The organism is Mesorhizobium sp. M0088 (assembly GCF_040322895.1).
Taxonomy (GTDB): Bacteria; Pseudomonadota; Alphaproteobacteria; order Rhizobiales; family Rhizobiaceae; genus Mesorhizobium.
Genome location: NZ_JAMYUI010000011.1, coordinates 104,143 through 116,840, shown reverse-complemented (window position 1 = coordinate 116,840; position 12,698 = coordinate 104,143). Strand labels below are relative to the sequence as shown.

At 59.0% G+C, this 12,698-nt stretch carries 11 protein-coding genes and 2 pseudogenes; 1 reads left to right on the top strand and 12 read right to left on the bottom strand.

The window, feature by feature from the left end; genetic code table 11:
• Positions 1-366 precede the first annotated feature (366 nt).
• The 11 genes and pseudogenes from NKJ67_RS15170 to NKJ67_RS15120 form a co-directional block, all read right to left on the bottom strand.
• A complete protein-coding gene (locus NKJ67_RS15170; protein ID WP_023766920.1) occupies positions 367-1,167 on the bottom strand; it encodes a calcium-binding protein in 801 nt (266 codons plus the stop codon).
• 722 nt (positions 1,168-1,889) lie between these two features.
• Positions 1,890-2,402: pseudogene (locus tag NKJ67_RS15165) on the bottom strand (beta-barrel domain-containing protein); the annotation flags it as partial.
• Between the two features lie 612 nt (positions 2,403-3,014).
• Positions 3,015-3,276: pseudogene (locus tag NKJ67_RS15160) on the bottom strand (hypothetical protein); the annotation flags it as partial.
• Positions 3,277-3,306: 30 nt separating this feature from the next.
• Positions 3,307-4,257, bottom strand: a complete 951-nt coding sequence (locus NKJ67_RS15155; protein ID WP_023766917.1) for a LysR family transcriptional regulator — start codon at positions 4,255-4,257, stop codon at positions 3,307-3,309.
• A 66-nt stretch (positions 4,258-4,323) separates the two neighbouring features.
• On the bottom strand, positions 4,324-5,112 hold the full coding sequence (locus NKJ67_RS15150) for an ABC transporter permease (protein ID WP_023736275.1): 789 nt from the start codon (positions 5,110-5,112) through the stop codon (positions 4,324-4,326).
• Positions 5,113-5,115: 3 nt separating this feature from the next.
• Positions 5,116-6,027, bottom strand: coding sequence for a nodulation factor ABC transporter ATP-binding protein NodI (gene nodI / locus NKJ67_RS15145; RefSeq protein ID WP_023766916.1), 912 nt, complete (start codon positions 6,025-6,027; stop codon positions 5,116-5,118).
• Positions 6,028-6,031: 4 nt separating this feature from the next.
• A complete protein-coding gene (locus NKJ67_RS15140; protein WP_352581814.1) occupies positions 6,032-6,316 on the bottom strand; it encodes a carbamoyltransferase N-terminal domain-containing protein in 285 nt (94 codons plus the stop codon).
• Positions 6,317-6,351: 35 nt separating this feature from the next.
• Positions 6,352-6,960: a nodulation methyltransferase NodS gene (gene nodS, locus NKJ67_RS15135; protein WP_023736278.1), complete on the bottom strand. Its 609-nt coding sequence runs from the start codon at positions 6,958-6,960 to the stop codon at positions 6,352-6,354.
• 35 nt (positions 6,961-6,995) lie between these two features.
• Positions 6,996-8,354 carry a chitooligosaccharide synthase NodC gene (gene nodC, locus NKJ67_RS15130; protein WP_352581813.1) on the bottom strand — a complete coding sequence of 453 codons (1,359 nt, stop codon included), beginning with the start codon at positions 8,352-8,354 and terminating at the stop codon, positions 6,996-6,998.
• Between the two features lie 14 nt (positions 8,355-8,368).
• A complete protein-coding gene (gene nodB / locus NKJ67_RS15125) occupies positions 8,369-9,028 on the bottom strand; it encodes a chitooligosaccharide deacetylase NodB (protein WP_023766912.1) in 660 nt (219 codons plus the stop codon).
• Entirely contained in the window at positions 9,025-9,618 is a 594-nt protein-coding gene (locus NKJ67_RS15120; RefSeq protein ID WP_023736281.1) for a NodA family N-acyltransferase, read from the bottom strand. Before NKJ67_RS15120 ends, nodB begins: the two co-directional genes overlap by 4 nt.
• Before the next feature lie 238 nt (positions 9,619-9,856).
• Here NKJ67_RS15120 and NKJ67_RS15115 point away from each other — a divergent pair, with 238 nt between their 5' ends.
• Entirely contained in the window at positions 9,857-10,882 is a 1,026-nt protein-coding gene (locus NKJ67_RS15115) for a LysR family transcriptional regulator (protein ID WP_023736282.1), read from the top strand.
• Positions 10,883-11,386: 504 nt separating this feature from the next.
• Here the strand turns inward: NKJ67_RS15115 and NKJ67_RS15110 are convergent.
• Complete coding sequence (locus NKJ67_RS15110) at positions 11,387-12,418, bottom strand: LacI family DNA-binding transcriptional regulator (protein ID WP_023736284.1); 1,032 nt, start codon at positions 12,416-12,418, stop codon at positions 11,387-11,389.
• Positions 12,419-12,698 lie beyond the last annotated feature (280 nt).

Here is a 12,698-nt window from a genome sequence, read left to right as displayed (position 1 = left end):
ATGGTTACTCACGTAGGTATCCGTGAGGATCTGGCGACCCAGCTCCCTATATTGCTCCCCGAGCGGCAACCGACTCGCTGATTCAGGATCAGTGCTCCCGCCGAATATGTTTGGTTTGGCATCTAATGGAGCGGGTCAACAACAACACCGTCCGGCTGAAGGTTTGGAAGGGATTCATCGTGGCCGGCCGCAAGGGCCCGAACAGACGCCTTCAGGGAGATTTCGGTGTACGACCAGCGCGACGTGCAGGGCTTCGTCAAGCTGTACACGCTGCGACTGCTCCCGGCGCCCCGGCCCATCGCAAGTAGCGGAGACGGAAAGCGCCCGCCCAGGGGGCGGGGCGCTGTTCCGTATCGTTTTTCTGGATCAAACGAAGGTGAAGTCCGACGCGGTCAGGCCTAGGTCGGCCACGGTGACCACACCGCCCAGGTGGGCGAACTCGTGCGCGCTGCCGTCGGCGGTGACATAGGCCAGAGTTGCGACTCTGTCGGTGTAGCTGCTTTGGTAGACAATGATGTCGCCGGCGTGCTCGCCGGAGATCGCACTCGCTGCCTCATTAGCAGAGTTGAAAGATTCGCCAGTGATTACCACGACATGTTCGCCGTTCGCACCCGAGGCCGCGCCACTGTAGAAGCTGCTCACCGGGTAGCCGGACTGTATGCTGGCGTTGTTGACGAAGTTCGCGCCAAAACCGTCGTTGTAGAGGCCCACCGCATCGAAGGCGAACTTGTCCTCCGCCGGGTTGAAATCGGTGATAGTGGTAATGTCCGGCTTCGACCCGACACTCGGATCGACCCCAGGCACCGGATTGTGGAACTGGAACACGAACGTGTCATTGTCGGTGCCCCCGGTCAACGTATCCTGGCCGTCACCCACGTAGAGGACATCCTGGCCGGGACCGCCGCTGAGCCTGTCATTGTCCTCACCGGAGACGCGCGCGTTGAAGCGGCCGTTGTCGCCGGAGAGATCGTCCCAGCCATCTCCGCCGAAGATGCGGTCGTTACCCTCGCCGCCAAGGGCTCGGTCACTGCCCGGGCCAGCCGAGATCTCGTCGTTGCCGCCACGACCGTCAATCCAGTCACCGCCCTGGAAACCCTCCATCCAATCTTCACCCTTGGTGCCGAGGAGTGTTTCGGCATCCGGGCTACCCTCGATAATGTTTGCCATCGAAAAATACTCCTAATGATGCACCCTGCCTGACGCGTTCATATTGCTCATCGGGTAATTAGAGAAATCGATTGCTTGGATAGACACACATTTACGAAATGGATGCATTCACGTTCACTTCGCCCTTCCGCTGAGCAGTAGCGGGCTCGCAGGCGGCGGGGACGCGCCCAGACGATCGACCCGAACATTCACACTCAAGCGGACGAGGAAAACTTGGTAACCGGCCGCCCTGGTTGGGCCCAAACCTCTCTCTGTTTGCTCGACGCCGGCATACCCGCACCGTAAGCGCTGGACGTGGACAAGTTCCGGTGGCGGCGGGTACGGCGCGGCTCAGCGATGAATGGGGGCCGGAGACGGTTCCTTCCCCGACACGCATGCTGCTACCGCGCAACAAGGGGAGGGCAATTTGCCGCCAATGGTCTCGTGATAGCGCCTTTCGCCGACAGGCTGTCGAAGTTGACCGAAGCCGAGCTGAAACGACAACTGACGGGTCCTCACAGCTGCGTTACGCATTCGCTCACCGTCAAGCCGGCCTCGGAAGAACAGGCATAGGGCTGTGTTGCCGAGTATCTCGCCAGCACTGCCCATTGCGAGCAATGGAACATTAGGGAGCGCGTTCGCGCGAGCCGAGAGTTCAAGGATCTCGGAACGACAGCTTCCGCACGTCGGCCGCACGGGCTCTACGCGACGCGGCCTACGCCAAGCTAACAGAATTACTTTCATTACTCGTGGAATGCCCGACTGATTTGGTCCGACAGCGGCTTCACAAAATAGGAAAGCGCCCTAGGCTCGCCCGTCTGGACCATCGCTTCGGCCGGCATGCCGGGCACGAGCGTCAGGTCCTTGAGCTTCGTCAGTTCCGCATGCGGAACCGATAGACGCACCAGGTAATACGAAATGCCGTTTTTTTCGTCCGTCGCCAGATCGGCTGCGATCCGGCTGACATATCCGTTCAATTCCGGCGTGGTTCTCAGATTGAAGGCTGACATCCGCAGCACGGCCTTGTGACCAAGCTGGATTTGGTCGATGTCCTTCGGGGTGATCCGTACTTCCAGCGCAAGATCGTCGCCTTCCGGCACGATTATCATGATCGGATCGGCGGGCGTAATCACTCCGCCGAGCGTATGAACTGCGAGTTGTTGAATGGTGCCTGACTGCGGCGCGACGATATCGATCCGTCGCAGTTCCTGTTCAGCCGCCACCTTGCGCTCACCATACTCCCCGACCTGCGCCTCGCTGGACGAGGACAAGTTCCGCTGGCCGCGGGTGGAGAACGGCGTGATCCGGCTTGCCGCGCCCAACTGATGGCGCTCGTCGAAGGCATGGACTGGCGCGCTTAAGCCGAACGGAGACGGCGTCCGACGTCGGCCGGATAGGCCGTGGCGAAGTGACTCAGGCGCAAAAGGCGGGCCTCTGGCCGTGCAAAATAAGCTTTTGTCGGCGTCATGTAGAGAAGCGCTTTGGCCCGTCTCCACGAAATCGTTCCGCTCAAGGCGATATTCGTCCCCATGGCGGCGGAGAAGGCCGAACTGCAACAACTCCGGAGCGAACACTCAAGGCCGAGATCGTCCGGATGGCGACACTCAACGAGCGTGCCCAGGAGAGGCTCGCCGACCTTCAGGGATCGTCAAGCAGCTGGAGCGCGGCGCTTCGGTCGCAGCTCCGAGAAGCTCGAACGTGCCCAGCAGGCCTTCGCCTTCGAATCCAGACCGGGCTCGGCGCGATTGAGTCCGAACTCGAGGCCGCAAGGCCGCAAGACCGACAGGCGAGCCGCGACGTGCTGCGCGACCGCGCAAGGCGTTCCCGGTGCATCTGGAGCGGGTCGAGATCGTCATCCGGCTCGACCCATGGGGGAAGAAGCGCTCCCGCAGCCAATCGTCCAGTCCGTCAAACGCCGTCGGCCGCAGGGGCTTGCGAAACGGAACAGTCCCGCCCTCGCTTAGATGCCGATGCACGGTGTTGCGCGCGCACCCGAATTCCTTCGCCCGTCGGTTCCCCGCCAACCTCATGCCGCCGCAGCATCGCTGCCACCTCTTCAGGCTGAAGGATCTGCTCTCCCTGCATCGTTCTCGACAATGCAGGAATCGCCCAATCCCAATCGCCATCCATGCCTCCTCTCATAACCGAGGGGTCAGTTTCTCAATTCGGCCGACAACTGAGACGTCCGGTGCTATTAGGCAGGGCAATCATACGAGATGCCTCCTGCAACATCATTTCCCGCATCCATAGGCTTGCCGGATCATTATTGTGAAGCGCAGGCCATTGGACGGCCTCCGTGAATGCGGCAGGAAGTGGCGGCGGAAGTTCGACAATCCGCAAGGGTGTTAATTTCGCGAAATGCTGCGCCAGCCGCAACGGCATAGTCCCGATGCGGCTGGTGCCTGATAGAAGGGGCGGGATCATGCTAAAGCCGTGTACGACGACCTCGATACGTCTCTCGAAACCGTTCTCGAGCAAATACCATTCCTCGATGGAGGGCTGCCGGGTGTCCCCGAATTTAAGCACAACCTGCCCCATCGACAAGTATCGGTCGAATGTAAGTGGCTCTGACAGCTGCTTGTTCGTGCCGCAGCCTACGCATACGAGCATATCTTCGAACAGGGCTGCGCGAGGATGTTTCGACATGAACACTTCCGGCATAATCAGAAAATCAACGTCGCCGCGCCGGAGAAGCTCCTCGGGGTCGTCGGAAATAGGCAGACATTCGAAGCGGACGGCGGGAGCTTCCCGCGCAGCACGCTTTACGATCTTCTTAAAAAATACGAGTGTGAGGTAATCGGAAAGGATGATGCGGAAGCGACGATCCGATCCGACCGGGTTAAAGGGGTCCCAGGAAATAATCGACAGCTGGATGTGCAGCAATGCCTCCCGGACTGCTGTGGCGAGCCCCTCCGCGCGCGGTGTCAAAATGAGTTCGCGGCCGTTCATCGTAAATAGCTCATCGCTGAAATAGGCGCGTAACCGACCGACGGCGGCGCTCATGGCCGGCTGACTCAGGTTAATACTGCGGGCTGCGGCGGTGACTTTACGCTCCCTGATCAAAGCGTCCAGCACAACGAGGAGATTTAGATCGAGTCCCTTAAAACGCATGCATTGACCTATCCGACACGTGGATGGGTATCGCCAAAACAATCAATTTCACGAATGGTGAGAGCGTCAACGCATCAGCCGACGACGAAACAGAGCAACCGATAGGAAGAACGGCAAAACCGTGTATATGCAAAGCGCGCCGATATGCAGGCCCATGCTGCCGGCGGGACGGCCAAGCATCGCCGGACGAATGAGGTCAATTGCATGTGCGAGCGGCAACAAGGAGGCGACGTCCTGAAAAGCGCCGGGCAATTGGTTGACCGGAAACATCGCGCCGCAAAGGAACAGCATGGGCGTTATAACAAGCGTATTATAAAATATGAAATATTCATAACTGGGCGCAAGCGCCGTGACGACCATCGCTAGACTCGCGAAGGCGAGGCCACTGAGAGCGATGACTGGCAGCAAGCAGAGGATGGATGGCCACGATGCGTAGCCTAGCGTGGTCGCAACAATAGTGATTGCTGTGCCCGCCATCAGGGCCTTGGTGGCTGCCCACGCCAATTCGCCGAGTAAGATATCGCCGAGCGTCAGCTGAGTGCATAGCATTCCTTCCCAGGTGCGCTGGTCGCCCATGCGGCCGAAACTCCCGTAAACCGTTTCAGCAGTCGCCGATGCCATCGCGCTTGTGGCAACCATGCCAGCCGCGAGAAACGCAATGTACGAAGTGCCCTCAACAGGACCTATCATTGTTCCGATTCCAAAGCCGAGACCGAACAGATAGATCATCGGATCGGCGAGGTTGCCGAGCACCGATGCAAGCCCGATTTTCTTCCATCCAAGATAGTTGCGGCGCCAAACCGCGACCCAATTCCACGCATTGGCGGGCATGCCCGCCGCATAACGTTCGCCCATTGTTCAGTCCTCCATCTCGCGCCCGGTTAGCCGCAAAAACACATCCTCGAGATTGGGAGGACGCTGCAGAAGGCGTAGACCCGCGCGCCCGCGTAGCTGCGCCAGCACCTGCTCCGGATCGGGTGCATAGCAAAAAAGCGTCTCACCGCTCACCTCAATGCGCTGTGCGTACGGCCGGATCAGCGCACCCAGTTCATGCGGATTGCCGCCGTAGACCTCGACCACGTCACAGCCGATCTGCTCGTCAATGAGTGCGGACGGGCGGCCTTCGGCGATCTTGCGCCCCTCCTCCATAACGCACAGCCGATCGCACAGCCGCTCGGCCTCTTCCATGAAATGGGTAGTCAAAAGAATAGTCTTGCCCCGCGCCAGCAGCGATCGCAGCCGTTCCCAGATCAGGTGGCGGGCCTGCGGATCGAGGCCGGTGGTCGGCTCGTCCATCACCAGCAAGTGCGGGTCATTGATCAGCGCACGCGCGAGCGTCAGGCGCCGCTTCATGCCGCCGGACAGTTCGGCGACGCGCGCATCCGCTTTGTTCTCGAGGCGGGCGAACTCAAGCAGCGATGGTATGACCGCATCGATCTGGCGTCTGCTCATCCGGAAGTAGCGCCCGAACACCAACAGGTTCTCGCGTACAGTGAACGTGGTATCAAGATTGTCGAACTGCGGGACCACGCCGATGCGCATACGTGCCAAACGCGCGCGCGCCGGCACTGGAACGCCGAGCACAGTAATCTTCCCCGCATCGGGCGATGTCATGCCGAGGACCATACGCGCAATCGTGCTTTTGCCCGCGCCGTTCGGTCCCAAGAGCCCGAAGCATTCCCCCGCCGCAACGCGGAACGACAGTCTGTCGACAACGAGCTTGTCATAAGTTTTGCTTACGTCAGTAAGATCGATCGCTACCATGGACATGGGTTCATTTTACCGAGAGGGACGCCAAGACTGCCGGTTGCTTGGTTGCCTGCCGGACCTGAAACTGTGACTCGTCTTCGCCATCCCAGCCGTCGATAACGAACTGATCGACATCACAAGGATTTAGCCCCTGTTCCGGTAAAGCGGCGACAATTGCGTATAAATTATCGATGGCTTGGTAACGCGGATCGTTGTGCCGCTTTTCCTGGTCAACGCAGAAGACGAGCCGTCCATCCTCGACCAGGGCGATCGCCCCATCATGGGTCAGCTTGATACCAAAGATGCGCATAGTGTCTCCAGGTTAACGGCGATAGATTCGATTCATCAGGAAGCGGAAAGCGGGTTTCGGAAACGGACGAGCAAGCAGTCTTCGTTGACCGACTCGCCCCGACACTCAAGACGCTCTACCTCGATCAACGTTTCGTTCAGCATGGCGATGACCGGCTCAGCACCAGCGGCGTGACCCCAGCGACGGCAATTAGCATCCCTTGCCGATCCGAAGATCAGATGCCCGCCAGGCGCAAGCACCCGCACCAGGTTTTTGACGGCCTCGCGCATCTCGGCTATGTCTTCGAGATAGTAGAGGACCTCCGCCACAACGATCAGGTCAAACAACTCGTCGGTCGAAAACTGTTGAACATCGGAGACTATCCAGTTGATGCGCGACGGCTCGTTTATCCGTTGACGTGCTCGAGCAATCGCTTGCGCCACGACATCGATGACGGTGAGCCCTTGGCAGTAGGGGGCTAGTTTTTCCGTGAATGCGCCGGCAGCGCACCCGACTTCGAGGGCATTTGAAATGGAGCCTTGGGCAAGCGCCAGCTGGAGCATTTGCGTGTGGCGCTTCCGCTCGAACGGATTGCCGTCGAGAAGCCACGGATCGTCTGCGGCCAATTCCCGATCAAGCAACTGATGATTCACGTTCTGGGTCAAACTCGTGCACCTCTCGTCCACTAGGTAATTAGCGATCACTCGTCGCCGCAAATGTTGCCCGACAGCACTAATTCCGAAGAATCCCGCGCAAGATTGAGCCTGCGAAGCGGAGCCGCATGCGGCGAGAATTCTGCCCTGCTGGAACCAGTGATCGGAGTTTGGGTGGGGGCCTGTTTTCCCCCAGTGTTCGATGTAGCGACAGCAGAGCCTCGCGACAGCCAATCGCTATTGCTCAATGTACACAGCGCGTAGGCTTTCAACGGAAGCAAGAGAAAGATGTTGATGAACGTGTGCAGCGAAAAGCCCAGAAATCGAAACTGTCGGGCACGAAATGCTACCACGCTGCATCGGAGCAGGGTCATGGACACAATCATCAGTCCTGTCCACCAAGGCACAGAGCCTGTCAGTGCGAAATGTGCGAGGCCCGTTAATACCGATATGGCGAGGAGTAGCGCGCCGAGATTCTGTCCGACCACGTCCAACGTGAGATAGCTATTCAGGCTGGGCAGCAAGCGCAGCCCAAGCAGCGTGTCCCGGAATGTGCTTCGTGCCCAACGGAGTTGTTGGCGCAGATACGGTCCTAGTCTGTTCGGGACGACTGTGGCCGCGATGGCGCTCGGAACGTACTCGGTTCGAAAGCCTGCTTTCAGCATCAGGATAGTAAGATGGCGATCCTCACCGAAGTCGCTTGGCTTGCCCCGAAAAAACTGCGACTCGTACTGGTCCAGTAACAAAAGGAGCGCAGACCGGCGGTACATGGCACATGGGCCGCAACAGCACATAACAGCACCGAAGCGAGCCTGCGCCGCGCGCTCCTCGTTGCAAGCCAGCCAGTACTCCATGTCTATCAGCCTGGTCAGCCAGCTCTCGGTCCGGTTACTGGCCGTCAACTGACCCATGACTGCGCCGACCGCTGAATCTCGCATCTTCGGTACAAGCTTGGCAATGACGTCGGACGCGAGTAACGTGTCTGAATCAACGTTAAGCACCAGATCCCCTGATGAGCGGCGTATCGCGGCGATCTGCGCCTTGCGCTTTCCAACATTCTCGGGAAGCAAAATGATGTCGAACCTAGGGTCGCGCGCGTAGGTTTCGTGGACAGTTCCTAAGGCTTCGCGATTTCCAGAACCGTCATCAACCACATAGACCCGAAGTCTTCCGGCGTATTCTTGGTCGGCAATGGAAGCCAGGCACTCTGAAAGCGTGCGCGGATCCTCGTTGAAGCAGGGGACGATGACATCCACGCTGGGCAGTTGATCGGAGCCGACGAGAACCTCCAACGCCGATGGGTCGTTTGTCGGCAGAGCATAAAGCCCCTGCATGCTCTTATAAGCAGTCGAGAGCAGCGCATAAAGCGATATGGCCACAGTGCTGGTTGTACCAAGAAGAGTCATGGGATCTCGTTTGTTCAGTGATGTTGAGGAAGTGAGCGGATTACAAATCCGCGCTCACGCAATGCTGGAATCAGCCGGGACAGCGCCGTGACCGTCTGGTCGCGCAGACCGGCGTGAGCGCCCCGGCCCAACTCGCCGGGAGGGCATCCGTCGTGCAAGAGTACGATTGCGCCCGGCCGGACAGAGGCGAGCACTTTATCGATAATCGCGTCGACCCCAGGGCGAGACCAATCTCGAGGGTCGACGGACCAATGGAGGGCCGCCAGCCCGGCGATCTGTGACGCTGTGAAGACTTCTTCACTCCAGGCGCCGTAGGGCGCGCGAACATAGCGCACGGAGGCCTGCGGGCACGCTCTCATGATGGCGTCGTTCGCTTCAAAGACCTCACGTTGCACTTCGCCGAAACCGCATTGGTACAAATCCGGATGAGACATCGTGTGGTTGCCTACCTCGTGCCCTTCTGCGATCATCCGTTGGATTAGATCTGGGTGCTCTAAGGCGTAGGCGCCGATGACGAAGAAAGTCGCCGGCACCCGCTGCTCTGCCAGCACATCGAGAATCTCCGGTGTGAAAAGTCGATTGGGACCGTCGTCAAACGTCAGATAAACGCTGCGACGGCCGGTGCCGTCAGAGCACTCACGGCGCACTTCGTACAAGCAATCGGGACGGCTCATAGCTCTGGTCCGTTCCGATCTATCATCGTGCCCGTGGGCCATTCGCTGATCGGCCGTCCAACCGGCAGAACAATGGTGAGTGCGTCATCGATGCGTGTGGGCGGCAGGTCGAGGCGGGCCTCTGGTCGGGTGGAGCGCACGCGAATTCCCGACAAAACGGCCAAAGGCCTGTATCGCCGCCCGAACCTCTCAACATGATTCCGCAGCGCGTCCCGGACCGTTCCGAAAGCGAATGGAACGCCAAGCTCCTGCAGTATTGGAAGCATGACATGGATTGAATGGGCGATTCCGAGACCCTCAAGGTCCGGGCGTACCCCGTACAGGCCCAGCTCAGCCACCAACAGGTCGACCGCGTCAACCTTGATGAAACGGCGCAGTATGCCCATGTGAGCCGCTACACCACTTGAATCATAGGCGATCACGCGGAGTTCAGGCCTGGCTCCGGCCCAGCTTCGACTACCTTCGAACGGTTCTGCGTTGGACGCCCCAGTCGGCCCGTACGTATCACGAAAGAACTCGGCGAGCTCAACGTGATCGGAGAGCTGCAATTCGTTTTCCCAGCACAACTTCCACTGCACCTGATGGCGCATTCAGGACCTCTCTTCATATTAGTTTTTTGCGGCCGCATTACCCGATTAAAGCGGCGCTGTTGGCTGCATTCAGCCGTTGTCGTTGGCGAAGGTGAGCCAGACGCTCTCTCGAAGTTACGGCCCGTGTCGTCGATTTGAGCTTGACGTCGCTCATTAACGTTCCTCTAATGCATGGCTCGTAAATTCGTAAAATTGATTGTTTGAATGATACGCATCCACGCGTTGGATAGAACATGACATGCGTTTCAAGGGACTCGATCTAAATCTCCTCGTTGTGCTGGACGCTCTGATGAGGGAGCGTAAAGTCACTGCCGCGGCTCGCAGTATCAACCTGAGCCAGCCGGCCATGAGCGCCGCCGTTGCTCGGTTACGCGCCTACTTCAACGATGAGCTATTTACGATGAACGGCCGCGAGCTCATTTTGACACCGCGCGCCGACGGGCTCGCCACAGCAGTCCGGGAGGCATTGCTGCACATCCAGCTATCGATTATTTCCTCCGACGCTTTCAACCCAGCGCAATCGGATCGTCTCTTCCGAATGATGCTTTCCGATTACATCACGCTCGTATTTTTTAAGAAGATCGTAGAGCGTGCTGCGCGGGAAGCTCCCGCCGTTCGCTTTGAATGTCTGCCTATTTGCGACGACCCCGAGGAGCTTCTCCGGCGCGGCGACCTTGATTTTCTGATTATGCCGGAAGTGTTCATGTCGAAACATCCTCGAGCAGTCCTGTTCGAAGATATGCTCGTATGCGTAGGCTGCGGCACGAACAAGCAGCTGTCAGAGCCACTTACATTCGAGCGATACTTGTCCATGGGGCATGTCGTGCTCAAATTCAGGCACACCCGGCAGCCCACCATGGAGGAATGGTATTTGCTCGAGCACGGTTTCGAGAGACGTGTCGAGGTCGTCGTACAGGGCTTTAGCCTGATCGCGCCCGTCCTGTCAGGCAGCAACCGCATCGGGACCATGCCCTTACGGCTGGCGCAGCATTTCGCAAAAACAACACCCCTGCGGATTGTCCAACTTCCGCCGCCACTTCCTCCTCCCGCATTCACGGAGGCCGTCCAATGGCCTGAGCTTCACAATACTGATCCGGCAAGCATGTGGATGCGGGAAATGATGTTGCAGGAGGCATCTAGCCTGGCGCCTTTGCCTGAAATCAATGAGCGTCTCGGGCACGCCGATCCGACCTTGCGGTTGTTGGTACCGACTGCCACCTCGATTTCGCGTGCGAAGTCCCGGAAGATGTTAAGCCCCACTTAAACACCGGGCCTTTGCCCAGCAGAGCGGCGCAGTTGATTGTCAAGTACGAGGGCCAGGAACGAGCAGAACACACGCCCGGGGTTGCTACTGAATTGACTGCCGCCTCCGATTTTGCTTGCGGAGTCCCAGAAGATGCTCAGCCCCACTTAAATGCCAACGTCGCAGGCCTTGCCGCGGCTTTTCACGCGCGGCCAGGCGAGGAGATGGCGGTCCACGTGGTCGATCATCTGTGCCAGCCTCGCTCGGCTACTGGCGTCGACGACAGTCCCCTGCACCGAGAAAGTCGGGCACTTGGCAATGAAGCCGGTCGAGCTTGACGCTGCGGACCCAGGCAATTGACCCCGCGCTTCTGCCTGAACGCGTGGCCGATCCGTTCATCTAATCGGCGCTACATTCTGCCCGGCTGAGGTCCGTGGGTGCGGCCACCCCGCGGGATGGGATCATCATTCAACTTTCTCTCGTTTATGAAAGGAAACTCCCCGCTCACGATAGAGTCCATGAGTTTCATATATTTTCCGGCAGATGGATGTCGAACGGGAGAAATGTCTGTCCGGGTGTTTCAGCGGTGCCGGTCTCGATAGCCCGCGTCATCAGCGTTATCAGCTCCCGGCAAAGTCGGCGCATTGGCGTGGCGACCGCCATCGTGACGATATTATCTGCGAGCGCCGCCCGAGACTCCGGCGTGATTTCATTCACGATCGCGACGAGATCGCGACTTTTGCCCTCTTCTCGGAGCGCGGAGATGGCGCCCTCCATGCCGCCGCCGGCGACATAGAAGCCGACGAGCTCGGGCTCTCGCTGCATGAGATCAAGCGTTGCCTCGTAGGTGATCTGCCGTTTCTCGAGGTTCATGACAGGATCCAGCACCTCGAACGTGGGCGCGTTCTCACGGCAATAGGAGCGAAAGCCGACGTCACGGAGCTCGTGCCCCTGGAAACGATGGCTGCCGACAAAAACCGCCACTTTGCCGGGCCGTTTTGCGACCTTCGACACCATCCAAGCGGCCGTGCGCCCCACCTTGCGGTTGTTAAGGCCGATATACCCCTGTCGCACGCCGGCGGCGAAGTCGGAAAGCAGCGAGAAAACCGGAATGCCTTTGGCCTTGAGGTCCTCAACCGCTGCTGTAATTTTCGGGTGGTCCGGTGCCACCATCGCGATCGCATGGCAGCGTGCGCCCAAATCCTTGAGCCGCGCGATCAGGTCGCTCGGCATATGTGACGGGGCGAATTCGACGAGCGGAATGCCGTGGAAGGACTGGGCCAAATTGACCGATGCTTCGACCTCGCGCGCAAAATCTTGGTAGAAATGCTGGGCCGGTTTTCTCAAGATGAAGCCCAGACGGTAGTGCGGTAGGTCTCGCCGCAAGCGCTGCTTGATTAGCCCGGCAGCATGATAGCCGATCGCGTGGGCGGCGTCGTGGACCCGCCGCGCGGTCTCCTCGCGCACCGGATGGCGGGCGTTCAGAACCCGATCGATCGTTGCTACGCTGACTCGGGCTTCGCGGGCGAGATCGGCAATTGTGGGGCGCTTGGTCATAGGTCCTATTCTGATCTTTTTGACGCCGGCCGGCTCTCTGTCGCCTAACGGGTTTCGGTTTCGGGTGGCAAAGTGAAAACGTCCCATACGAACGGCCAACAGCGTGTTGGACGAACATCATTCCAGACGTAAACCGGCCGGGTATACTGAAAGGCTCATTCGCTTAAAGGGCGGTGACGGTTTGCACTCACACATTTAGCGCTTCGGCTACATGGTCCGTGAGGAGCCGTTTAGAGGCTGCGGGTCGGTCGTTCAGTTCATGTGACCAGCTAGGCGACTT